At 45.8% G+C, this 25,357-nt stretch carries 21 protein-coding genes; 12 read left to right on the forward strand and 9 right to left on the reverse strand.

The annotated features are described in order from the left end of the window. Complete coding sequence (locus NSQ55_RS25490; RefSeq protein WP_036685305.1) at nt 1-192, forward strand: YycC family protein; 192 nt, start codon at nt 1-3, stop codon at nt 190-192. Continuing rightward, complete coding sequence (locus tag NSQ55_RS25495; protein WP_036685307.1) at nt 189-419, forward strand: hypothetical protein; 231 nt, start codon at nt 189-191, stop codon at nt 417-419. The genes NSQ55_RS25490 and NSQ55_RS25495 overlap by 4 nt, the downstream gene beginning before the upstream one ends. Before the next feature lie 78 nt (nt 420-497). Here NSQ55_RS25495 and NSQ55_RS25500 read toward each other — a convergent pair whose 3' ends face one another. After that, a complete protein-coding gene (locus NSQ55_RS25500; protein ID WP_036685310.1) occupies nt 498-1,214 on the reverse strand; it encodes a DUF2225 domain-containing protein in 717 nt (238 codons plus the stop codon). Nucleotides 1,215-1,250: 36 nt separating this feature from the next. Continuing rightward, on the reverse strand, nt 1,251-1,634 hold the full coding sequence (locus NSQ55_RS25505; RefSeq protein WP_076134176.1) for a globin: 384 nt from the start codon (nt 1,632-1,634) through the stop codon (nt 1,251-1,253). A 412-nt stretch (nt 1,635-2,046) separates the two neighbouring features. Between NSQ55_RS25505 and ylbJ the strand changes: the two genes are divergently transcribed. From ylbJ to NSQ55_RS25525, 4 genes are all read left to right on the forward strand, one after another. Further along, entirely contained in the window at nt 2,047-3,309 is a 1,263-nt protein-coding gene (gene ylbJ, locus NSQ55_RS25510) for a sporulation integral membrane protein YlbJ (protein ID WP_076193383.1), read from the forward strand. 74 nt (nt 3,310-3,383) lie between these two features. Beyond that, nucleotides 3,384-4,187: an NAD kinase gene (locus tag NSQ55_RS25515; protein WP_076184770.1), complete on the forward strand. Its 804-nt coding sequence runs from the start codon at nt 3,384-3,386 to the stop codon at nt 4,185-4,187. A gap of 146 nt (nt 4,188-4,333) precedes the next feature. Then, entirely contained in the window at nt 4,334-5,518 is a 1,185-nt protein-coding gene (locus NSQ55_RS25520; RefSeq protein WP_076193388.1) for a copper amine oxidase N-terminal domain-containing protein, read from the forward strand. An 81-nt stretch (nt 5,519-5,599) separates the two neighbouring features. After that, nucleotides 5,600-7,039, forward strand: coding sequence for a S41 family peptidase (locus tag NSQ55_RS25525; RefSeq protein ID WP_076128004.1), 1,440 nt, complete (start codon nt 5,600-5,602; stop codon nt 7,037-7,039). Between the two features lie 753 nt (nt 7,040-7,792). Here NSQ55_RS25525 and NSQ55_RS25530 read toward each other — a convergent pair. Both NSQ55_RS25530 and lipA read right to left on the reverse strand, forming a co-directional pair. Next, nucleotides 7,793-8,476 (reverse strand): YutD family protein, encoded by a 684-nt coding sequence (locus NSQ55_RS25530; RefSeq protein WP_081383342.1) that lies wholly within the window; start codon nt 8,474-8,476, stop codon nt 7,793-7,795. A 236-nt stretch (nt 8,477-8,712) separates the two neighbouring features. After that, nucleotides 8,713-9,618 carry a lipoyl synthase gene (gene lipA / locus NSQ55_RS25535; RefSeq protein ID WP_036685320.1) on the reverse strand — a complete coding sequence of 302 codons (906 nt, stop codon included), beginning with the start codon at nt 9,616-9,618 and terminating at the stop codon, nt 8,713-8,715. Nucleotides 9,619-9,872: 254 nt separating this feature from the next. Here lipA and NSQ55_RS25540 point away from each other — a divergent pair, with 254 nt between their 5' ends. Further along, nucleotides 9,873-10,973, forward strand: a complete 1,101-nt coding sequence (locus NSQ55_RS25540) for a M23 family metallopeptidase (protein WP_076099379.1) — start codon at nt 9,873-9,875, stop codon at nt 10,971-10,973. A gap of 38 nt (nt 10,974-11,011) precedes the next feature. On the opposite strand, the gene NSQ55_RS25545 is transcribed toward NSQ55_RS25540, so the two are convergent. Continuing rightward, nucleotides 11,012-12,712 carry a glycoside hydrolase family 13 protein gene (locus NSQ55_RS25545; RefSeq protein ID WP_076128007.1) on the reverse strand — a complete coding sequence of 567 codons (1,701 nt, stop codon included), beginning with the start codon at nt 12,710-12,712 and terminating at the stop codon, nt 11,012-11,014. 122 nt (nt 12,713-12,834) lie between these two features. Between NSQ55_RS25545 and NSQ55_RS25550 the strand changes: the two genes are divergently transcribed. Continuing rightward, complete coding sequence (locus tag NSQ55_RS25550) at nt 12,835-13,863, forward strand: LacI family DNA-binding transcriptional regulator (RefSeq protein WP_076099381.1); 1,029 nt, start codon at nt 12,835-12,837, stop codon at nt 13,861-13,863. Between the two features lie 484 nt (nt 13,864-14,347). On the opposite strand, the gene NSQ55_RS25555 is transcribed toward NSQ55_RS25550, so the two are convergent. From NSQ55_RS25555 to NSQ55_RS25570, 4 genes are all read right to left on the reverse strand, one after another. Further along, a complete protein-coding gene (locus tag NSQ55_RS25555) occupies nt 14,348-17,353 on the reverse strand; it encodes a carbohydrate binding domain-containing protein (RefSeq protein WP_339169699.1) in 3,006 nt (1,001 codons plus the stop codon). 243 nt (nt 17,354-17,596) lie between these two features. Further along, nucleotides 17,597-18,265, reverse strand: coding sequence for an alpha/beta fold hydrolase (locus NSQ55_RS25560; protein WP_036685332.1), 669 nt, complete (start codon nt 18,263-18,265; stop codon nt 17,597-17,599). 155 nt (nt 18,266-18,420) lie between these two features. Continuing rightward, on the reverse strand, nt 18,421-19,002 hold the full coding sequence (locus NSQ55_RS25565) for a hypothetical protein (protein ID WP_339169700.1): 582 nt from the start codon (nt 19,000-19,002) through the stop codon (nt 18,421-18,423). An 18-nt stretch (nt 19,003-19,020) separates the two neighbouring features. Continuing rightward, nucleotides 19,021-19,557, reverse strand: a complete 537-nt coding sequence (locus NSQ55_RS25570) for a hypothetical protein (protein WP_036685336.1) — start codon at nt 19,555-19,557, stop codon at nt 19,021-19,023. 482 nt (nt 19,558-20,039) lie between these two features. Between NSQ55_RS25570 and NSQ55_RS25575 the strand changes: the two genes are divergently transcribed. From NSQ55_RS25575 to NSQ55_RS25590, 4 genes are all read left to right on the forward strand, one after another. After that, nucleotides 20,040-20,279 carry a DUF6385 domain-containing protein gene (locus tag NSQ55_RS25575; RefSeq protein WP_036685337.1) on the forward strand — a complete coding sequence of 80 codons (240 nt, stop codon included), beginning with the start codon at nt 20,040-20,042 and terminating at the stop codon, nt 20,277-20,279. 28 nt (nt 20,280-20,307) lie between these two features. After that, complete coding sequence (locus NSQ55_RS25580) at nt 20,308-21,765, forward strand: DUF6385 domain-containing protein (protein WP_339169702.1); 1,458 nt, start codon at nt 20,308-20,310, stop codon at nt 21,763-21,765. Between the two features lie 113 nt (nt 21,766-21,878). Continuing rightward, on the forward strand, nt 21,879-23,924 hold the full coding sequence (locus tag NSQ55_RS25585) for a glycosyltransferase (protein ID WP_339169704.1): 2,046 nt from the start codon (nt 21,879-21,881) through the stop codon (nt 23,922-23,924). Then, nucleotides 23,921-25,342: a glycosyltransferase gene (locus tag NSQ55_RS25590; RefSeq protein ID WP_339169706.1), complete on the forward strand. Its 1,422-nt coding sequence runs from the start codon at nt 23,921-23,923 to the stop codon at nt 25,340-25,342. Before NSQ55_RS25585 ends, NSQ55_RS25590 begins: the two co-directional genes overlap by 4 nt. Nucleotides 25,343-25,357: the final 15 nt, after the last annotated feature.

A 25,357-nucleotide genomic window follows, 5' to 3' on the forward strand; every position in this document is an offset into this window, starting at 1 on the left:
ATGAAGCCACTACAAATTTCACCGGAAACAGCCATTACGTTATCCAAGCAACTAGGCGTTCCTTTGGAACACTTGATGCATATGCCCCAACATATTTTACTACAAAAAATAGCGGAGCTATCCAAAAAAGAAAATCCCCCACAAACTGAGGGAGAAAATGAAGAGACTCCTTCTGGGAAGGACTCACAATGATTCCATTTAGTCATACCTGGCCTTATGACATCATTCTAGGCGATATGTATGTGCAATACTGTCCATTCTGCAACTCAGAGAATGTGCTTCTGCCTATGAAGCCAAAAGAATTACAAATCGTTCGTGACGGCAAGAAAAAACTGCTCGTCTTCCCCTGCTGCAGCGCCAGTCCTACAGTTATAGATAATGACGGCGATTACCTTTTGTTCGATCGAGCTGTCAGATAAGCAAATCCTAACATTTTCTTTCTACAAAGCGCAGAGGAGAATTTAATTCTCTTCTGCGCTTTTTGTTGTTCGCAAACATTATGAACTTGAAGACAAGCCTTCGATATCAACTTCAACATCTAGAGCCTCAGCACGCATTTGCTCCCGTAAAATAACCCACTGCTCACGTGCCGCTCGAATCATCGCCGCATCCATGATCTTCTGATCATTGATCAGACGGGAGAACCACATTACAGCCACTGAGTATTCTCCGATCCGCCGATTAAGTTCGCCGATCAGGTACATGAGCCGGGCATCATTGCCGGCAATGCCATCTATTTCATAGACCTTAACATACTCGTCCAAAGAATAGCGTAAAAAACGCTTCTCCTGCTCAGTCTCCCCTTGATAGCGATAGAGCCAAGCAATATGATGCAGCAGACTTGCGATAATCCGATCTTTATCGTTAATACTTTGAGCACATAAAAGCGCCAGCTTATAGGTCTCGAGCGCAGTTTCCCAGTCTCGTTTCTCTCCAAAGTCCCGGCTCTTCCAGCGTTTCCCTACCTGTTCATTAAATGCCTTGCGCTGGCGTTCCGTCAGCTTGTCAGCCGAATTTTCTGTGGAGGCAAACCCGCAATTGGGGCAGACCCGTACAACATAATAATCCGGATTCTCATTTTTATAATACGCGCAGAAATCAGCATCACGCCGAATAGCCTTTTTTAGACTAGGACGTACCCGCGAGGTTGAAAATTCATTTTCACAGTTGCAACACTTGACCTTAATAGAATATAGGGGTATTAACTCTGTCAAGTACTCTCATTCCTTTCAGGATCAACCTGTCCCTTGTTATTCCTGGGGCATGTTAACAAAATGATGTGCAGGACCTGCAAGGCGGCTAAGCACGAATGAACGCAGTGGTTCTTCGACTCCAGTCTCCACCAGTGCCTCTTTCATACATTGTAACCACTCCTCAGCACGTTCTGGAGTAATAGGAATATGCATATGCCTTGCTCTCATCATGGGATGTCCATGTAATTCCGAATAAAGTGGACCCCCGCCAAAAAACTGTGTCAGGAATTGATATTGCTTCTCCAGAACTGGAGTAATATCTTCAGGGAACAAGGGTCCCAGCTGCGGATGAAGCTGTACCTTGGCATAGAACACTTCCACCAACCGATGTAGTGCTTCAGCCCCCCCTAGATTGTCATATATACTCTCATTTGGATTCATTGAGGTTACCAGCCTTCTTCCATATTAATGAAACGTTACTTATTTTATTATACCAAAGATAAGCATAACACGGATATCCGTCGAAAGTGCTCTCTAAACTACAGAAAAAAGGCGCTAAACTATAGTTCAGCGCCTGAAGAGTAAGGTTAGTAGGTCCTAAATTCCTCATCACCAGGAGGGACGAGAGAGACCCGGATTACATATACAAAAGCACAAACGAGAACTCCGGCTATAACGCTCATCGCCATCACTCCATCCCATTTAATCGTGTAACAGAGGGTGCATTTATTTATTACATAATATCATAATTCCTGCGAAAAAGCACAGATATTTGTAACCGCTTTCTCCATTTTTTTGTGCTGTTTGTCCCTCTTTTTGCATACATCTAACCATAGACCAGGAGGCGTTAATTATGACTTTTAAAAAGATTGGCGGCCCGCTGCTGGGATTCATATTGGCAGGTTGTATGCTGCTTATGTTACTTCATCCTGAAGCATCTCTTGCCGCAGCCTTACGTGGCCTGGCCATCTGGTGGGACGTGCTCTTCCCTTCACTGTTTCCCTTCTTCGTCATTTCTGAAATCATGCTAGGCTTAGGCATTGTCCATCTCTTCGGCGCTTTACTTGATCCACTGATGCGTCCCCTCTTCGGTATACCAGGCAGCGGTGGTTTTGTCGCGGCCATGGGATATGTATCAGGATATCCCGTTGGAGCCAAATTAACCGCTAAGCTGCGGGAGCAGAAGCTGATCAGCAGAATCGAAGGTGAACGCCTTGTAGCATTTACAACCTCCTCCGATCCTATTTTTCTATTAGGGGCGGTATCCGTTGGGTTCTTTCGCGATGCTTCTTTGGGGCTAATATTGGCACTAGCCCACTACGGAAGTGGCTTAATGGTTGGTCTCCTAATGTCATTTCATGGACGTAAGGAACAAAAGACCCCCACCCAAGACCCAACAAAAAGTAGTTCTGACGTCCCCTCTGCTCCAGCAAAACAAGGATTCGGCAGAATACATGCCGCACTCCTTGCGATGTCCGAAGCCCGGCGCAAGGATGGACGTAGCTTCGGGGAACTGTTAAAAGGAGCGATCCAATCCTCGCTACAGCTTATTATTGTCGTAGGGGGTCTGGTTGTATTCTTCAACGTGCTAATGGAGCTGCTTGCCCGTGCCGGAATCCTGCCCTCACTATTTAGCCTGGCCGGATCTCTCGTCTCCCTTGTTGGAGGGCCTCCCGAATTAGCTCAGGCCTTGATCAGCGGATTATTCGAGGTCACCATAGGTGCCCGTTCTGCTGGTGAAGCCGCTTCTTCCATCCCGCTTCAATTCAAGGTCGCAGCAGCTGCCTTTATTCTCTCTTGGGGCGGATTATCTGTACATGCCCAAGTCGCCAGTATTTTGAACGGTACCGGGCTGCGTTATCTGCCTTTCTTAACTGCGAGACTAATACATGCCGTACTCGCAGCAGGTCTCGTGGTGCTGCTATGGAAGCCTGTGATGGGATCAGGATTGTCTTCTGCCTGGGTCTCTCTGCCAGCCTCCACCGCCTTTACACCTTCAGCCTCTGGTGTCACTGCCAACCTAGCTCTACTGAGTCTTATACTGGCCGCTGCTCTTCTAGTGTCACTGCTTATTCCTGTCTTTATGGCAATGCTCCGATTGATGCGCCGAAGTTGATTACATATTGTGTTCCGGGGCAAGATTGATTATGATCGGTGTATGACGGAATTATATAAAGGAGCTTGTACATCTTGAGATATTATGTTCTGGACCGCGGTGATGAGCTGTCAATCAAACTTGCCGAGCAATTTCACAAGCTGGCGGCGGAGCGGGATTTGCAACTGGATGCCGAGTCTCCGGAAATCGTCATCTCGATAGGTGGAGACGGCACAATGCTGCACGCTTTTCATACCTTTATCGATCAGATTCCCAACTTAGCCTTTGTAGGTGTGCACACAGGACACCTCGGCTTCTATGCGGACTGGCAAGCAGAAGAGCTGCCCACCTTAATCGATTATATGTGCGGAACCGGTGATACTGAGCCGCAGAAACCGCGCATTGTGAAATATCCATTAATAGAGCTGGAGATTCACAAAAAATCGGGATCTTCGTCTCACATTGCCCTCAACGAATTTACCCTTAAAGGGGTGGATGGAACTATAATGATCCAAATCGACATCAATGATGTCACCTTCGAAATGTTCCGGGGCGATGGACTTTGTATTTCAACTCCCTCTGGCAGCACCGCTTATAACAAAAGCCTTGGGGGCGCTATGGTTCACCCTTCAATAGAAGCGCTGCAGATTGCCGAAATCGCGTCTATTAACAACCGTGTATTCCGGACAATGGGCTCTCCGCTACTACTGCCGAAGCATCATCATTGTGACATTTTTTCATGTAAAGACCAGCGTTTGCTGCTCACCGTAGATCATAACAACATTCCTGTTGATGACCTGATTTCAGTACGCTGTCAAGTTTCAGACAAAAAAGTCAGCTTTGCAAGGTATCGTCCGTTTCCGTTCTGGAACCGTGTCCGTGAAGCTTTCTTAGTCTGAGATCAGGGGATCAAAAAGCTGGAGATTTCAATATCTCCGGCTATTTTTGGTGTGACAAAACTAACACCAATTGATAGACATAGAGAGAAATCAAATGGTATAATGAGGCTATTTTACAAAGAGTTACATAAAAGGAGAGAGTACTGTTGAAAAAATTATTATCCCTCTTGAGCATAAGTCTTCTGGCCCTGATACTGGCGGTCCCGGCTTTTGCTGCTTCAAAACCGATTGATGTTTATATCAACGGCAGTAAGGTTTCCTTTACCGCAGGAACCCCATATTTAGCGAACAATTCTGTACTTGTCCCTTTCCGGGTCATCTTCGAAAAGCTTGGACTCCAGGTGCTTTGGGATGCCAAGACTGGAACAGTAACAGGTAAAAGTTCAAATCTGGCGATCAGCCTGAAAATTGGCAGCAACCGCGCAACCGTTAACGGAACCGTGAAAAAACTGACCACCGCACCAGTCTCCTCAGCTGGCACTACATATATTCCTTTACGTTTTATCGCAGAGGCAACCGGAGGCACAGCCGTCTGGAATTCAACCAGCAGAAGCGTGCAAATTACCACCCCAGTATCCAAAGATAAGGACGAAGCAGCGATTACAGCATTAATCCGTTTGTCTAATAAATATTTCAATGAAGAAAAAGCAATTAGCTTCTATTCCCTTATGGATTCAGAATCCTCTAATGCGGACTCGGTGGCGGATCTTAATGCATCCTTTGAGATTTTTGACATAAAAAATACTATTGAGAGTTTGGAAATCATTGATATTTCAGGCAATGACGCTACTGTCTATACACTGGAAAGCTCTCGCCGGACAGGTGGGGCCTATACGCCAGATACAGAGGACGAATACATGTATACACTTATCCGCAAGAATGGAAGCTGGAAAATATCATCTGTGGAATCCCAAAGCTCCGTGATACTGCTGACTCGTGAACAAGCTCTAAAAACAGCAGCTAACATTCCTCAAAATGATGCGGATGCCATCAAAGGTAATATCACCAAATATTATCAAGCTATGAATGAACAAAATTCGGCCGCTGTTCTTTCCACCATGACTTCATACGGAGAAGAATATGATACTTCCCTTAAGGAAGATCTGGAAGATTTCTTTACTTCATACGACGTCATTTATACTCCAAGCGTTTCGAGTATCTACTATTTTAGCGCCAAAGAAGCAGCTATTTATGTAGAAAGCAAAGAGAAGGATGCCAGTGAAGAGGAAACTTTTGAGCAAGGCACGATCTTCATTTTATCCAAGTCGGATAACGGGGTATGGACTACTGATAACACCTACAGCGTTTACTATAAACTTGTGAAATCCTAACAACCATACGTCACAGAAAGTTAATTCGTGCAGTGTATACTTTCTTATCTTATAAATTATATAAAAAGGGCGTATGATTCCATGAAATCCAATAAAGTAATAAGTGCACTTCTAGGCAGCTGTCTGGCTTTATCCCTAACTTTTGCTCCAGTGGTGTCTGCTGCCGATGCCGCTCAGGCATCTACAGATAACCGTGATCTTATCAATGAAGTCATGAATATTCTGGAGAACTATAACCTCTCCGGTGTAGATAAGGATACCTTGATTCGTGGAGCCATTGATGGCATGGTGAACACCCTGGATGATCCCTATAGCCAATACTTCAATACCGAGGAAGCGGCACAATTTGAACATGATGTTGATCTGGAATACGTTGGTATTGGTGTTAGATTGCAATATACCGCAACAGAGCTCTACATCGAAGACATAACACCCGGTTCGCCTGCAGAACAAGCAGGTCTGAAACGCGGCGATACGATAGTCAAAATTAACGGAATCCCCGTTGAAGAGACTGAAGGTGACGAGTTAAGCGGAGCCGCAGGCACCAAGGTCACTCTGCAGGTGCTCCGGAATGGAGTGTCTAAATCATTTCGTGTAACCCGGAATGAAATCAGCTCAACTTCCGTTACCGGAACCATTGTTGGACAGAAGATAGCCTACATCACACTGAGCGGTTTCACACAGAATTCCGATGAAGAATTCGCCGCCATGCTGAAAAAGATGCGCGCAGCAGGTATGAAATCGATGGTGCTTGATTTGCGTGACAACTTAGGCGGCTATATGGATTCGGCATACAACATTACCTCCAATTTTATGGATAAAGGCATCATGATGTATACCTCCGATCAAACCGGAGCACTTACTCCAGTAACGATTACCAGCGGCAGCAAAATAGGTGTACCCGTCGTTATTCTAACGAATGAGTACACTGCCAGCGCTTCTGAGGCGCTTACTGGCGCATTACGTGACAATAAGCTCGCTACCGTCGTAGGCACTCGTTCTTTCGGCAAAGCACGTATTCAGAGCCTGCTTCCAATGTCTAATGGAGACATGCTGAAGCTGACTACGCAGAAATACCTAACTCCAAATAAAGAAGACTTTAATCACATCGGCCTTGCACCGGATATTGAGGTTAAAGGCAAAACTGCACAGCTGATTACCGCTCTTCAGATTGCAGGAATGAAAAGTATTGAGGTTTCCGGTGATCATCATATCTTGAACGTCAACGGGGTTGCCTTTGCTGGTAATGTGGGTCTAATAAAGCAAGGAGATAAGACTTATGCTTCTTCGCTCGTATTAGGTGCACTGATCGAAGGCGACATCACATGGGATGCCAAGAACAAAAAAGTCATCGTAACGAACGGGGCAGGTAAAGCGACCGGCTTTACATTGTCCTCCAAAGAGGCGCTTTCTCAGAACGGCGAGACCTTCATTGAATTAAATGCCTTTAAGAAGAAGTTCCCTGCGCTTGTATGGAGTTACAATGCAACACAGAAACAATTGAAATTATCTGTAAAATAGATCCTTAATCTCACTAATCATTAAGCTGCTGAATCAAGCACCAATGAGTAAAAACAGGAGTTGTCACATAAGCCATGAAATGGCCGTTGGGACAACTCCTGTTCTTTGTTTAGTTGGATAATATTTGCACCTACGAAACATCTGTAGCACCTATCGGACATGGATGACCCTAAACGCAATATTAATCCATATTTGTTATGCTATCGGACCCCATAGTCGCTATTGGTATGAAAAACACCATAATTACGCCTCTTTCTAACGAATAGCATCATTGGAGTCCGAAACCCCGCTCAAAAGGCTGAAAATTCGCAAATAACGGCATCTGGGTCCTTAAGCCTTAGGGGATGATGAAACTGCTGGGTCAAGCAGCCAACGACTAACAGCATAGAGCAGCAGAGCAACGCACAACAACACCAAGCAACACACAGCAACACTGAGCCACACCGCCAACACTGAAGAACGTACAGCAACACCGAGCCCACAGAGCAGCACTGAGCAACGCCGAGCGGCACAGCAACACCGAGCAACACAGCAACACTGAGCAGCACAGCAACACTGAACAGCACAGCAACACTAAGCTACACAACAACACTGAATAGCACAGCAACACAGCAACACAGCAACACCGAGCGGCACAGCAACAGCAGAGCAGCGATCTCCAAGTAATGGAAGAAACGCTGCTCTGCTGTTTTTCATAAGAAAAAAAGCTGGCTCATTCGTAGAAGGACTCTACTTATGGTTCAGCTTTCATCATTAAGGTTGTGAATTTTCTATGTTTTGGTTGTTTTGGTTGTTTTGGTTGTTTTGGTTGTTTTGAGCGCTTTGAGGTTTTGGTGTGTTTTGGGGCTTCTGAGACTGACCTTGTGGCGGTCTGCCTTGGAAATCCTTTTTGGATTTCTTGCCCTGTGAATCCTTGCCCCGGTGATTTCGGCTCTGATGTTCTCTCACAGGTCTATCCTTCGCCATATTGTCCTTAGAAGAAGTCATCTCTTTAAATGCCAATGAGTGATTCGAGCCTTGCTTAGAGGATATTTCTTTAACAGAGAACTCTTTATCTGCAGCCGCTTCATCACTAGCTTCCCCTTCTTGCTCCAAGGCCTCTTCATCACTCGGCTCTGGTATTTCTTTGATTAAAATATCCTTGAACATGCCTTCCTGTGGTACCTCTTTCAATTTATGCAGCACAAAATAAGCGCAGCCAAAATTGCAATATTCATTAATATAATCAACCATACCCGAAATCGCTGTATCCCGATTCACCTTAGGATGGTTGTCCCGGTAAAAACCTTTCAAACGCAACTGACTGTAACCCCAGTCACCGATAATATAGTCGTATCTTTCCAGCACCTCGCTATATCTCCCGCGAAACGCCTCCGGATTCCAACCATCCTTATGATCCAACATAAGTTCATAGCCTTTTCCGCCTATTACGATCAAACCTTTTGTCGCCTGCCTTTCTTTGGGTATCGTGGCGTTGATTATGCCGCCATCTATGTGGAATATTGGGCTTTCGGTCGCTGTTCTAGAACCGCTCCTACAGCACCAATATTCCCCTCCGATGACGCAAATCAACGATTTTTATGGGTAACCTAAGAGCAGAGATATCAGAACGCTGTCGCTTCTTCCTCCTCTTACTAACATTCTCCGTGAATTAAACCACAGAAAAGCAATAATTAGCTAGAAGAAACCGCACGCTCCTCGCGAGCTTGAGCTGCAGACTTCACCTGCTCATGCGCATGATAAGAGCTGCGAACTAGCGGGCCTGATTCCACGTGGCTGAAGCCACGCTTCATTCCCTCTTCCTTCAACAGTGCAAATTCCTCCGGTGGATAATATTTCTCCACATTTAAGTGTTTTGGAGTGGGTTGCAAATATTGTCCTAAAGTCAATATATCACAATTTACGGCTCGCAAATCATCCATTGCTTGTAAAATCTCATTCCACTCTTCACCGACACCAAGCATGATGCTCGATTTGGTTGGAATATTGGGTTTCATTTCCTTGGCTCTGCGCAGCAATTCCAAGGAACGAGGGTACTTCGCTTTAGCCCGTACACGATCTGACATCCGTTCCACGGTCTCAATATTATGATTAAGAATGTCTGGATTACTGTTCATGACAATCTCAAGACTATTCCGGTCTCCTAAAAAGTCTGGAATAAGCACTTCAACACTACATAACGGAAGGCGTTTACGAATCGCCGCTACCGTCTCAGCAAAAATCTGAGCGCCACCATCCGCAAGATCATCGCGGGCCACACTAGTCACCACACAGTGACGAAGATTCATTTTCTCTGCAGCTTCAGCTACACGCTCAGGCTCCTGCAGGTCCAGTTCTGTAGGCATCCCTGTATTCACTGCACAAAAACGGCATGCGCGTGTACAAATATCACCTAAAATCATGAAGGTAGCCGTACGGTTTGCCCAGCATTCATAAATATTCGGACACCTGGCTTCTTCACATACGGTATGTAAAGTTTTGGAACGCATCATGCTTTTGATTTCCTGATAGTTGTCACCGGTAGTTAGCTTAATCTTAATCCAATCCGGTTTAGGTTGCTTTGCTGTTTTATTAGACAAAATGATAAACCCCGCTTCCTCCTGAATGTGATGCTGCAGATGAAAGTTGCTGCCTCATATTATAACATGTGCGATTTACAATTGCCTGTTTTTGTGAAATATGCAGGGTGTATCATCTGGAGTTTCCAGCGAGATTTTTCTGGTACCTTTAGACAAGAACGGATAAAAAGTAGCATTTTGCACCAATCTATAAAAAAGCTTCATCCGAAGTGACTACATTCAATTTAATGCCCGGACAAAAGGAGGCTGTTATCTTGCTGGCCCTATTTAAGAATATTAAAGACCGGAGAACCCTGTTATGCCTGTCCGCGGCCGCTATCCTCTGGGGTGGTTTAAACCTTCCCGTTTCAGCAGCTGTAGCGCGGCCTACAATCCAACCGGTGATGAGCAGCGGGGATCCCGCTAGTGCTAGCAAAGAAGCGCAATGGTCTGGCCGTAGACAGATTTATGAGCAAATGAGCGCAGCTACTGGTATCCCGTGGTTTAGGTTCGCAGCCATTGATCAATATGAGCGCACGCTCGCCAAAAAGGGAGCCTCAGGGCAGCCTGTCTCCACGCGCCTTACAGCCATAAAGATCCCGGCACCGGTATGGGCTGGTCCACTCAATCCGGATCAGGGGGATACTTCCCCGAACTCCATTAGCTTCTTTGATGGTTTTGGCAGTGATGGCTCAGGAGACGGTATAGCTGATCCAGAGAATGATGCGGACGTTCTGTATAGTATGGCTAGACACTTATTGAAGTATGGACAATCCGCTAGTGATTTCAGTATCGGGGTCTGGGAGTATTATCACAATGGCCGTGCCTCGCAGCGCATTACCCAGTTCGCGAAGTTATATGAACATTTTGGACGGCTGGACCTATCCGGCAATGCCTTCCCGCTTCCCTTAAGTAACCTTTATTCTTATCGTAGCACTTGGGGCACTGGAAGAAGCTGGGGCGGAGCACGTATCCATGAAGGAACAGATTTATTTGCACCTCAAGGAGTGCCCGTCCGAAGCACCTGCTTTGGCTTAGTGGAGACAAAAGGCTGGAACCGGTACGGCGGCTGGAGAATCGGGATTCGCGATATCGAGAACCGTTACCATTATTACGCTCATCTATCTGGATATAACAAGACCATTTCTCGCGGAGATATAGTCACCCCCGGTGAGATTATTGGCTGGGTAGGCAGCTCGGGTTACGGCAATCCCGGAACACAAGGAAAATTTCCTCCGCATCTACATTTTGGCATTTACCGCGATCGCGGAATTACCGAATGGGCTTTTGATCCGTTTCCGTTGCTGAAACAATGGGAGAATCAGGAATATAGAGACTTAAAGAACAAAAGAAGCAAAAAAAGTGCCGTAAATTAGAATAAGGTCCCTTTCCTTAGAGAGGGGCCTTTTCTTTTTTAATACAACATCAAACAGCCGAATGGTTCAATGCTGACCGTAAGCTTATTATTATTTTTAAAAATTACTCCAGACAATAAATCAGTTAATTCGTTCTTATCAGCTCGATATGGGCTAAGCTCTAGTTGGTAAGGGTTTGGAGAATTATTGATAATCAGCCCTATCTTTTCGTGCTCCACACCTCGTATGTAACCAAGCACATTACGAACTTCATCAGTAAACCAAGGACGGAAGGAGCCTTTGCGCAGAACCTCATGACTTTTTCTCAGAGAAATCAACTGTTGATACCACTTATGCAGCACTGCATTCTGAGCTTGTTCTTGCCATATCATAGCTTTTCTACAGTGGGGGTCCGTCGCCCCTTCCATCCCAACCTCATCCCCGTAATAGATCATTGGAATGCCGATATAGGTCATCTGGAAAAAAACAGCCAGCATCATACGTTCAACAGCGGTACCCAAGCGGTCCCAACCACGCCCACCTTCTTTACATGCCGTAAGAAACCGCAGGGTATCATGGCTGCCAAGCAACTGAAACATAGCCGAATTCGCCTGGTCATTATACAACGCCTCCTGATGGAGCAATTGCTCCATAAAGCGAACTGGCCCCGTCGATTGTTCCGCAAAAAATTCTAACACTGCATCACGAAGCACATAATTCATTCCTCCATCGAACTGATCCCCTCTAAGCCATGGCCCAGAAGCATGCATAATCTCACCGATCAGCAGGATTTCAGGATATTCAGATTTGAGTTCTTGCCGAAACCGGGACCAAAAACGCGGATTAACTTCATTGGCCACATCCAGACGCCAGCCGTCAATCCCTGTCTCGCGCACCCAATACTTCGCAACCTCAATCATGTAATTCGCCGTATCCGGATTGTCCATGTTCAGCTTTGGCATATGCGCTTCAGCTTTGGCAAACGTTTCATAATTGGGTACAGGGGTCTGCGTAACCGGAAAGGAATGAATGAAGAACCAATCTTTATACGGAGATTGCTCTCCTTTTGCCAACACATCCTTAAACGCGAAAAAGCGGTCTCCCGAATGATTAAACACAGCATCTAAAATCACTTTGATTCCATGCCTGTGCGCCTGGCTGACCAGTGCCTTCAATCCTTCCGTATCCCCAAATACTGGATCAACCTTATAGTAATCGGAGGTATTATATTTATGTTCTGAAGGAGACTCAAATACAGGCGTCATATAAACAACGTTTACTCCTAACTGTTGCAGGTAGGGCATTTTGTCAGAGATGCCTTGTAAGGTTCCTTCGTTATAACTGCTGGGATAGATTTGATAGGTTACTGCATCCATGCTCCATGAAGGTAACTTCAACGCCTCAGAATGATGGAGATATGCATATTGAAAAGAACCCGCACGTTCCCGGTTCTCCGACGCCCCTCTCTCTCCATACCAGACATATTCACCAGCAGGATTAGTTACATGGAATAGATATCTGCATTTTTTAGTAGGGGTCTCAATGACCGCTTCATGTATCTCATAAACACCTGCCGACCCAATCCGCTCCATCTGCAAAGGAACTTCATGCCCCGGAGAATCATAACGGTCTGAGTAGATGACGGTACAGGATAATTGCTGTCCAGCTTGCGTGAACAGTCTGAGCTTCAAGATGCCCGTACCCATAGGATAGGCAAACGGATCTTCACTTGTATGATATAAAAACCATGTATGAGGCATAACTTCTAAACTCCTTTTTATGCTTTTATCGTTAAATCTATAAGACTCTTTGTGATTAGAGAGACTGCTAAATTTGTGTTATTATGGTTACAAATACCGTTCCGGATTATGAGGGGAAGACAATGAAAGTAACCATTTCTGATATTGCCAAAGCAGCCAATGTGGCTAAATCTACCGTATCCAAAGTATTAAACGATTCCCCAAAAATATCACAGGAAACGAAACACAAAGTTCGCGAAATTATGAAGCAAATGAACTATACACCAAGTAGTATCGCTACCGGATTAGCCAGACAAAGCAGCTGTAATATTGGTCTCCTGGTCGATATGTCCAAGGAAAGTGAATTTCTAAACCAGTTTTTCTACAACATCATCGGTGGAATAGAAAGTGTAATTGCGCCTTTAAAATACGAGCTGACTATTTCCAATGTACAGCATAGTAGTCCGGAAGGACATTTTCTAAATAGACTTGTATTCAGCAAACGTGTCGACGGAATCATAGCGAATAACTCCGTACTAACGGAAGAGCTTTGCGAAGAACTAAACCGCTTGGAGTTTCCCTACATCTCCATCGGCGAAATTATGACTCCCGGAAGCTGGGTTGATTTCGATAATGAAGCAGGCGGCAGCATGCTGACCTCACATTTAATAAAGCAGGGGTACTCCAAAATAGCCTTCATAGGCGGGCAGCAGCAGGAAAAGATTTATACCCATCGTCTGAGTGGATATTTGCAAGCATTGCAGCAAGCAGATCTTGCCGATCAGCAGCAATGGATTATCAATTGTAAGGCTGATGAACATGAGAGCTATCTTGCTGCACTTGAGCTTCTACAGAGCGAAGATCGACCAGACTCCGTAGTATGCATGAACAGCTATGTTGCCTTCGGGGTGCTTCAAGCTGCAAAATCACTGGATATTCATGTTCCCTCACAGCTCGGCATTGCCGCATTTGATGAATATCCTCTGTCCCGTTACACTACGCCTCCTCTAACCTCGCTAAATATCGACACCTTCCAGCTGGGGGTATCTTCAGGCGAGCTGCTGATGCAACGCATTCGTAATAACAACATACCCTCTAGGCATTTGCTTCTCGAGCCAGAACTCATTCCTCGTGAGTCAACTATGAGATCGCAGTTCCCGGCGGGAACGTAGTGAAGAGGCGGGAAGCTTGGTTGCGCTTGTATAGCTGACTGAACATTATTGCGCTGAGTGCTATTTCGGTTTGATTGTCTTGAGTAACTAACTGAGCTTGATTGAGCTTGTGTAGTTGACTGAACTTTATTGCGCTGCGTGCTGATTCGGCTTGATTGTCTGGAGTAACTGCTTTAGCTTGATCGAATTTGAGTAGCTAAAATGGCTACATCGGATTTAATTGCATTTTGTGCAATAGAAATCCTTATAGGATGGGTAACATTCGATTTAATTGCACTTTGTACAGTCAAAACTCATAAAATCGGTAAAAAACAGCCTTTTTCCTGAATTCTACTGCACAAAATACAGTTAATTCTTTCTACCAGCTTCAAACAGAAAGTTTAATTGTACTTTCTGCAATTAAAAAGCTTCATACTGCTTACCAAGGAGCGGCCCCAAACGGGAGCCGCTCCTTGGTGTGTTTAAGCTGTAGATATTATGAAGCTTATAGATCCTTCCAGCGCTGAACCGTCAGATTTACGGTTTGTGCACCGCCTGATGGCGTAAGGGTTCGATTGGAAAGATCCGATCCATTCGAATTCACCTCCACATTAGTCCAAGCACCTCGTGTAACTTTGTATTGAATTGCTGTTCCCGCCGGTAGACTTAGTGTGATGGAGTAAATACCATCACTACCCTTCGTCAGTTGGTAGTTCGGATCTGCCGCATTCCAGCTATTGAAGGAACCGGAGAGATAAACGGGACCACTCACAGGAGTAGACGCAGGAACAGTTGCTCGGAATGTAACACTATCCGCTTGTGGCTCTCCTGCGGTGATGTTACCATTCACCATACTCCAGGTGCCCGCAGCAAAATGATAGTTATTGCCTCCATTGTTATCCCATGTGCCACTGCCATTATTAAAGGCTGCGGTCAGCCCAGCTGCCGTGTCCAACTGAATCGTAACCGCCTTATATCCTGTAAAAGCAGAAGCTTGAAGCTGCTCGCCTGGAGACGTCGTCCAGACCGTTGAACCATCGAGCTTATAATGGATATAAGAGCTGCTATAAGCCGCATTCTTATAATAGATCGTTGCCGTACTGCCGACAGGTGTTGCCGTTGGTGTTGGCGTTACGGTGGGTGTCGGCGTTACCGTTGGCGTCGGTGTTGGCGTTACGGTTGGTGTCGGTGTCGGCGTTACCGTCGGAGTTGGCGTTGGTGTTACCGTCGGTGTCGGTGTCGGCGTTACGGTTGTTGTTGGTGTCGGCGTTACCGTTGGTGTCGGCGTCACGGGTCCACCCGATTGAATATTGCCAGTTGGTGTATAGGTCCAGGTGCCGGCACTAAATAAATAGTTGCTGCCCCCGTTACTGTCCCAAGTGCCGCTGCCATTGTTAAAGCAAGCTTCAAGCTGGCTGGCTGAGCCAATATTAATCGTTATTTTGTTGTAGCCTGCTACATCAGAGACAGGTATCGCCACACCCGGTGATGTCGTCCAAGTTCCTCCTGCAGGACGATAATGAATATAAGGCGAGGTATAGCCCTGCTTATAGTAAATAGTGACACTGTTCCCCGCTGGTGTTGTCACTGAAGCAATCGCGCTAAGGAGGGATAGATTGCCTGCTGCATCCATTGCTTTTACCGTATAGTCATACGTAGTACTGGCAGATAATCCGTTATCCGTATATGAAGTAGTTGCGGATGTACCCACTTTTACGCCGTTGCGATAAATTTCATATCCGGTCACACCTACATTGTCGGTGGAAGCGGTCCAGCTTACTAAAGCACTGGATGCATTTTGAACGGTTGCGGTCACGTTAGTGGGTACAGTTGGAGCAACTGTATCTGTAGGAAGCTGTTGTTTGGCATAGATTTTGGCTGCATTTGCACCCACGGTTACAGTGATCTGCTTGCCAGTTGCTCCACCCGATTGTACGGTTACCGTATCCGAAGTGTTCAACAGGTTATAAAGAACCGTCCCGACTGCCAAGCTGCTCTCTGCACGCAGTGGAATGGTAACGGTCTGCGAGCCGCTGGATTTATTACTGAATACGGAGATAACTTCCTGCCCCAGATTAGTTCCAGTGTCAATACGACGTGAAAAAGCATATAAGTTCTGTGCAGACCACATTTCACGTTGAGTGCCTGTACGGAGTGCCGGATTATTTTTCCGAATCTCATTAAGTTTGGCTACGTGCTTGTAGGTGCTGGCATTCTCATTAAAATAATTCTCTATTACATTGCCGTTTGCATCCCGTTTCACCATTGACCAGCGGTTCCAGGTATCGGCGATGCCTCCCGTCATAATCTGCCCATTACCATTGCCTTTGTTCTGTTCCGTACCTTGGAAGACAACGGGTGTTCCACGCACTGTAAAAATAAAACTCAAAGCGTTCTGCAGCTTATCTACGCTTCCTCCAGCTTCTGTGAGAAAACGATTGCGGTCATGATTGTCGATAAAGGTAACCATGTGATTGGCATTTCCGTTATAGTAGGAATCCTGTGCCAAGGTGCTTTTAATATTGGAGTCAAAAGACTGCCCATATGCGAAGCTATTTAGAACGGAGAAGAACATTGGGAAATCAAGCATGCCCCACTCCTTGTTGTTGCCGACCCAGCGCGAGACAAATTCAGCATTGCCGTCAAAATTCTCGCCAAAGGTATTAACCCCCAGATAATTTTGCAATTCACCAATATCAGTCGGCTTCATCAGCTTGGCTGCGTCTACACGCGCACCATCTGCCCCTGTATAGTCAAACCAGCCTTTAATCGAATCAAATATGGCCTTTTTAGCAGCAGGGACATCGAAGTCAATGTCATCCAGTCCGCCTAAATCATGATTTTCTAAGTAATCCTGTGCCCATTGATCGTATCTTCCGTCTGCCAAAGACCAGTTGATATCTCCGTTATGGTGATACCAAGCCGGGTTATTGAAAGGAGCTGCTGGCTGCAGACTAGGGATATCATAGTAGGCTTGGGTACCCAGCATATAATCCCCGATATGGTTTGGCACAACGTCTATAACCACCTTGATGCCAACCGCATGTGCGGAATCCACTAACTCCTTCAGCTTCTCCTTTGTACCGAAGTAGGGATTGGCTGCGTTAGGATCCTTAACGTTGTACCCGTGATACGCCGTGTTTTTACCACTGCCATTGTTCTCCCGATTCGTCATTTGCGGCTCCGCCACTGGGGAAATCCAGATCGCGGTGTAGCCCATATTTTTAATATAAGATAGCTTGTCGATCACTCCTTGCCAATCTCCGCCTTTCATATAACGGAAATCTTCTTCAGAGTTCTCGCCATAGCGAATTGCCGCTCCCGTAGCATTGTTGGAAGAGTCCCCGTCATTAAACCGGTCCACCATAATCTGATAAATGGTATCATTCTCGTTAATCGTACCGATGCTAGCCGCATCTGCCTGTTGTGGCGCTAAGACGAATAAATTAATCACAGTAGAAAGAAGAATAGATGTAATCAGAACGGGCACGTACCATAACTTACGTTTCATCGCGCGCATCTCCCTCTCTTATTAAAGCGTATTCATAACACACTAAAACCTACTTCTTGGATTAAAAACGACCTTTCCAGCGATGTTTTTGGCATAGAAACAAACGAATTTTAGGGAAACCGGTTTCCCTACTAAAAATTACCATGACACTAGACGCATTGTCAAGCCTTAAAATTGAAATGCACAACAAAAAAAGAGCTCCTATTTAGGAAGCTCTTGGGGTTGAATATTTACTGTTTGAGTTCAGCGTCCCGCCGTCTGAATAAACTGCAAGACCTCATTCATAATTCGGTCCTTCTCTTCACAATGGCACACCATATGACCACTGTTGTCGACCATCAGCACCTGTTTTTGGGTCGCCTTGATCATATGATGTCGTAGGTAATCGGCGCTTCTAGTCTTCACTAGATGATCTCTTTTTCCTTGCACGATCAGGGTTGGAGTCTCAATATGCGGATAGACAGAAAAGCTCTCACGAACCAATCGCTGGAACTCTCGAGTTGCTTTTGGAGGCGTTGAACTGAATTTACTAATATAAGTTTTTAGCATGGAAAAGCTCCCAAGGGTCTTAATAATTTCTACAGGATTCAGCGGAAACACAGGGGTAGACAACAAAGTGAGAGATTTAATCCAAGGTTTATAGCGCACGGAAAGATGTGAAGCAATAAGAGCACCGGTTGAAAAACCGATCAGATGAACGCCGTCATTTGTCTTTAACAGCTCTGTTAATTCATCCTCAGCACTTTGCTGCCAATCATGTCGATCCGAATGCAGTAGATCATTCCTGCTGCCCCCGTGCCCCTTCAGGGTAAATGTTCTGGAACGATAATTATGCTGCTCCATAAACTGGGACAAGGGAGAGATTTCATGCTCACCTCCGGTAAAGCCATGAATAAATAAACAACTTTCCATAATTGTCCCTCTTTTCACATTCCATACTGAATTCCAACTTTATTGTATAATGCCAATCCCCTTTATTTTCTATTCATTCCAACCTTCTATGTAAAACCTTAACCAAATGATGTCAAGGTTTACCACCGTTATAGTTTCAAAAAAAAATATAAACTCTATTGCTCCCACCAAAGAAGACCAAGTGCAGAAGTAATCGTTAAGCCTACAGCCGAGCTAGATGAAGTTACGTTAGCACAAATAGCAGTCCCCGGCGGAACGATGATGCTGCCCGTAAAGTTCTGTGAGAAAGCGCCTGGAGCTAATTGATAATTGTAAAGCGTCGTCCCCCCGCTAATTGCCGCTGTTGAAGATTGAACGGTCATCGCACTTGTAGCCGCACTTCCGAGATTATTATTGGTTGGTGTCAAGGTTACAGGAGAGGTTAACGTCCCTCCTTTTACAATTGTAAAGCTTCCAGACATAGCCGATAGCAGAGAAGATCCGCCGATACTGCCGCTAATACGAGAGATATATACGGTTTTCCCGCTACCAGCAGCATTACTAATCCGAATAGAAGTAATTGCAGAAATAAGACTAAGTACGACCAAACTAGACGCGGATGTGTTGGTAGAATACAAGACCGCAGCCTTCGAAGCACTTATTTCAGGTGGCGCGCTGATATCCGGAGATTGGAAGGTATTGACCATATCCACAAAAAGAGGTTGATCATTGTCGTTAAACACATATTGATTAGGCATGATTATCCCCTCCCATTTCTAATATTCCCACCAGCTGATAGATGTTGTCGCTGCTGAAGTTCCCGATGCAATCGTGATGGACGTGGTTATGGAATTTCCGGGAGGAACAACGATTTGTCCAGTAAAATCAACAATGACGGGACCCGCTGCCAGTAATAAAGATACTAGAGTGGCCGGACCTCCCGTAGGGGCAGAAGTCGAGGTTCTGGCCGTCATCACACTGGTTAACGCACTTCCAAAATTAAAATTTATCGGTGTAACGGTAGTCCCGGTGACCGTAGCGTTCCTAAGTAGAGATAAAGTAACAGCAGCTGTTGCCGAGCTAGCTGCAACACGGGATACATACAATGTACGTCCGCTGCCTGCCGGATTACTAATCTGAACAACTAACGGTGCAGCAGTCGTTACCGTAGAAGTAAAAGGGATTCCAAACAATAGCCCCGCCTTAGCCGCTCCTCCCTCCGGAGCTGAATCTATACCAGGTGCAACATACGTGTTGACTTGTTCTGTAAAGAGTGGCTGGCTACTCTGATTAAAGACTGAATCGTTTGGCATGCGCTATCCTCCCCGTACTTGAGCTTATCTTATTTTATGCCGCTCTAAGTAACAGGTTGTTTGGGAATGTGCGTATTTTTGCTTTCCCAGCCCAATCACCTCTTATTTTTCACCATATATTATTATCACCATTCGAATGGCTAAGGATTGTCCCTAACGGTTCGCGGCTTATTGAACTGCGGTTTATTGATGCTCAGGGCTCAAACGACGGTTAGGGTCCTTTTATGGATAGGGTTCCAGAAAACCCGTAGGAGGTGAATGAAATCCATAACGGTCTGGAACTAAAAAAGCGCAGCAAAATAAAACACTCAAAAAAACAGGGGAATTGCTCTAGAAATCCGCAATCATTTCCACCTCCAAAGGGTCGAACAAACCGCCGTAAGGTCACGATCAGTCCTTTATTTTCCGAGCATCAATTTATCGGATTCCCCGTGTCCAGCTCCATTTCACCTCTGCCTTGGCAAAAAAGCGGAACCAAAACGATGATCTCTTACGCAGTTATGAACCAAGGAGACCACCCTGTTAGCGTCCGCTTGGAGATTAGTCCGAACAGTCTTGATTCTTTTATAGATTCAGAAGAGATCGTGGCTGCAAAAGAAATGAAGGTGCTAGTGCCAAGCAGATTTTTAAAGTGGACTCGGATATCCGCCTCCACGCAACAGTCAACGGGTTTAGGCAAAATTGATGTATACGTCCAAGCCCAGTCTATAGGTATGAGTTAACAATTTTATAAGAGAGGGACGAGGAACTTTGCCTAACTACAGCTCTTTTCAAGCTAATCCCGATAATCTACGAACGCTTATTTTTGGCCGGGATGCCTCGCTGATTGATCATCCGCTCACTACAGATCCAGGCGGAAATCTAACGACAATTATCCTAGATGGTACGATTTCCAATATACTCGGAGCTACCATCACTGCGGGTACTTTGTCCTCAGCAGGAACAGTTACCAACATTCTTAACGGGACGATCACTAGCGTACTCGGAGCTACCATCACTGCGGGTACTTTGTCCTCCGCAGGTACGGTTACCAACATTCTTAACGGGACTATTACTAGCGTACTTGGAGCTACCATCACAGCTGGTACTTTGTCTTCCGCAGGTACCATTACTAACATTCTCGAAGGTACCATTACTAACGTACTCGGGGCTACCATCACTGCGGGTACTTTGTCCTCCGCAGGTACGGTTACCAACATTCTTAACGGGACTATTACTAGCGTACTTGGAGCTACCATCACAGCTGGTACTTTGTCTTCCGCAGGTACCATTTCTAACATTCTCGAAGGCACGATTACTAGCGTGCTCGGAGCTACGATTACGGCTGGTACCATTACTAGTGTACTAGGCGCAACTATTACCGCGGGTACTTTGTCCTCAGCAGGAACGGTCACCAATATCCTTAACGGGACCATTACTAGTGTGCTAGGGGCTACGATCACAGCTGGTACCCTATCCTCAGCAGGTACGGTCACCAATCTCTTAAACGGGACCATTACCAGCGTGCTTGGAGCCACAATCACCGCGGGTACTTTGTCCTCCGCAGGTACAGTAACCAATCTCTTAAACGGGACCATTACCAGCGTGCTTGGAGCCACAATCACCGCGGGCACTTTGTCCTCCGCAGGTACAGTAACCAATCTCTTAAACGGGACCATTACCAGCGTGCTCGGAGCCACGATCACTGCGGGTACTCTGTCTTCGGCTGGTACAGTAACCAATCTCTTAAACGGGACCATTACCAGCGTGCTCGGAGCCACGATCACTGCGGGTACTCTGTCCTCAGCAGGTACGGTCACCAACCTCTTAAACGGGACCATTACCAGTGTGCTTGGAGCCACCATTACCGCTGGTACGCTCAGCAGTGTGACCTCTATTTCACAACGCAGCTTTATCGAACAGACGACGACGGGTATTGCAACTGCTAATGCCTATACTCCACTGCCAGCAGTGACTACGAGCGTATTGGGGACCTATTCCTTTTTCATCAATAACACTGGAGCTAACCCGGTCAACACACGAGTAGAAATCAGTGCTGACGGAACGAACTATTTCGTCGATACCACAGGAGATAATCCTTTAGCAGCAGGTTCTATCGATGTCATAGTTCCAGCCAGATTCCTGAAATATACACGCTTATCCTATCAATCAACGAATGCAGGGGCCGCCTCAACAATCAATGTAAGTTTCAACGCACAGGGAACGTAATGCAGATGCCCATCATATGTTGTAACGAAAGAGTGCATGGATATCCATGTGCTTTTTCTTTTGATAGCAAAAGCTGATTTCTACTTCTACATATGTAACAAGGAGGAAACAACGTGAACAATATTACGCTTGGCGTCCACCTCATCGTTAACAATGAAGCTGATCTTCTGCCCCACTGTCTCACAAGCGTAGCAGGTGTTGACGAGATTGTGGTCATAGATACAGGCTCTACTGACGAATCCATAGCTATTTCCCAAGCGCACGGGGCTAGAGTATTCCAACGGGAATGGACAGAAAACTTTGCTGCAGCACGTAACGAAGGTCTCGATCAGGCGGATACCGATTGGATTCTAGTCCTTGATGCCGATGAACGCCTGCAAACTCCACTTCCGGAACTCCGCAGCCTCCTGCAAAACACGCAAGCTCAGGCTTTTACAGTACAAATTGATAATTGGCTTGGCGTTCGGCCTGAAGATAAGGTAAAGCACAGTGCGGTTCGTTTATTCCGAAATGGACAGGGTTATCGATATAGCGGAAGAATTCATGAAGGAATTGACGCTGCAATCCTTAAATCACATAACATCTCGGCGATTGAGCATAGTGATATTGAGATTGAACACTTCGGATATTTGCCGGAAATCATGGCACGAAAAAATAAAATCAAACGCAATGAGCAGCTGCTGCGACTCGCTTTAGCCGAACAACCGGAAGATCCTTTTCACTCGTATAATTTAGCAGTCACCTGCTGTCAGGACGGTCGTCTTCTGGAAGCAGAGACATTACTTCGCCAGACCCTTCACCATGTGCCACTTGAAGCTTCCTACCGTCCTACGATGATTAGAGATCTCTGTAAAATTTATCTGACTCAAGGAAAAACGAATATCATAGATCCCTTGCTGTTGCCTGAATTGGAGCGTTATGAGGATTACCCTGACCTGCATTTTTTATTAGGCCAATCTTTGGAGAGTCAAGGCTTGTTAGAACGTGCTTTTCAAGCTTATCAGCGTGCAGCATCCATTTCTGGAGATCAGGTTAGTCAAAAATATGTATCTGAGCAAGGGATGAACACCTTCCGCCCACTTTATCGACTAGGCTTAATCTCAGAGCGGCTTGAGCTTCAGGAGGACGCTGCGAGATTCTACCACCGTGCGCTTCAACACCACTCTTTATATAGGCCTGCCTTGCAGGGAATAGCTTCTGCTTTTCAACGCTTAGCTGTACCCGATGAGGAGATTGCCGGCTTGCTGATACAACTCGTCCCCCCAACTAATGCTGCCCAACGAGCTGCAATCATTGACAGCTTATTTGCGATAAATGCTAATGAGACCATCACTAACTTATCCCGAGACACTTTTCCCTTGGAATTAGATACGGCAAATTGGATGATCTCTTCACTCCTCATCACCGGCAAGCTAGAGAACGCCTATACAACCATAAGACAAGTGACCTCCTTAGCTACGCAAGATAACCATGATTTAGAATATCTGAAAAAGTGGGCTACCCTCTGGGCTATTTGCTCTTGGGCGCTTTTTGGAGAATTCCATAATGACCTGCTAACCTATGCACCAGACGAACTCCGTTTCGGACTGCAATACATTCAGAAGTGCCACCAGCAACAAAAGGTAGATCCCGTTGAAGCAGAGGTAGATTCATTAACATTACATTCCTCATTCATTTCAGATTTGATCGAACAATCAGTAAAACTACACCAGCCCGCGTTAAGCGAAGCTTTGATAAAGCTGTTCCCTACCTTCCGGTCTGAATTAGCCGCAGCATTATATAAAGAAGGGAATAGGAATACAGCCGGCGAGCATTTTATCAGGTTAGTTAGCGATCAAGCAGCTGATACGAAGGTTCTTTTTTATATAGGTGAGATGGTCTTTGACAAAGGGCATTACACGGAAGCCAGTGAATGGTTTCAACAAGCGCTGGAGCAGATGCCTGAGCATGAGGCTGCCCGAGTGGGTTTAGCACTCTGTTACCTTCAGCAAGCGAAGCATAGCATGGAGGAGGCACTAAACAGCTTGGATGCAGCTAACGTTCATGGTCCACTGCAAACGGATATTGGTGCCATCCATAAATCCATCTTTTTACTAAATCGTACACCGTGGCATACACAGTGGAGCTTCCGCCAGAGTGAGGGGAGGACAGCCAAATGAGCATGCCCAGCCAAAAACCTCTGATTTCTCTATGCATGATCGTTAAGAACGAAGCAGATAACCTAAACCAATGTTTAAAAAGTGTACGTGGTATCGCCGATGAGATTATTGTAGTCGATACTGGCTCTACTGACTCCACGCTACAAATTGCTCTAAGCTTTGGAGCTAAAGTTGTTCACTATACTTGGAATGGCGATTTTGCCGCTGCCCGCAACGCGGGTCTTCAGCAAGCCCACGGACAATGGATTCTCATTCTGGATGGAGACGAGGAACTGGATGCGAAAAGTAAGGGGGAGCTGTTGCTGTGTGCGGAGCATTTGGAGTATGAAGCTTTTTTTCTGCGCATTCATAATCATAAAGGTTTAACCGCAGCTTCACAGACCATTACTGTTAATCCGATTATCCGGCTATTCCGTAACCGCCCGCAGTACCGTTTCAGCGGCATCATCCACGAACAGATTGCAGAAACGATCGTAAAAGCTACTCCCAAAGCAGCAATGCATTTAAGCAACGTAGTCATCCATCATTACGGTTATGCAGACGGCGTAGTAGCAAAAAAAGATAAGATCAAACGAAATGTTGAGCTGCTCAAGGAACAGCTAAAGTTAAATCCCAATGACCCCTTCCACCATTTCAATATGGCTGTTGAATATATGCGGCTTGGTGAATATCAACCGGCTCTAGAGCATATCAAAAGATCACTTAACGAAGCTCCACCCGACACAAGTTATGTTCATCTGCTGCACAAATATCAAATCCGCTGCCTGGCAGAATTAAAAGATTTCAACGCGGCGCTGGAAGCTTGCGACTCAGGGATAACCTTACATCCGGATTATCCTGACTTGGCTCATATCAAAGGTGTGCTGCTGTTTCAAATGGGGGCCCTAGTTGAGGCCAAAACAGCATTGCTGCAAGCCTTAGTCATTGGAGAAGCTCCTTCCGGTTACCATACCGAGTCCGGATTCGGATCTTATTTGACATTTTATTTGCTGGGACAGTTATGCGAAGAAATAGGCGATGAGACCGAGGCCTGTGTCTGTTATACCAAAGCTGCTCAGCTTCATCCCGAGCCAACGCCCATTATAACCCGACTGATCCGAGCCTTAAAATGTGCTGAGCGCGAAAATGAAATTTTGGGCTGGCTTCACGCTCATCTACCCGAATACACAGCCGCTAAAAGCGGACTTCTCTTAGATTTATTGCGGATTGAGAGATGTGAAGAGGCAGCAAAACAGCTGATGAAGACCACAGGGCAGTCCTCATCTAATGACTCGTTATTCAACCCAGCCAATCACCCAGGGCGTTCGGAGCTTTTGTTGGCGGATCGTCTGCTTGCCTCCCTCTCCTCTTCAACCCCCTATTCTCCAGCGGCTAAAAGAGTGCGGCTCGCAATCCCACTGCCCAGAGTTTCAGATTAGGAAGGACGTATTCCT

Source organism: Paenibacillus sp. FSL H7-0943, from assembly GCF_037963265.1.
Taxonomy (GTDB): domain Bacteria; phylum Bacillota; class Bacilli; order Paenibacillales; family Paenibacillaceae; genus Paenibacillus_AQ; species Paenibacillus_AQ odorifer.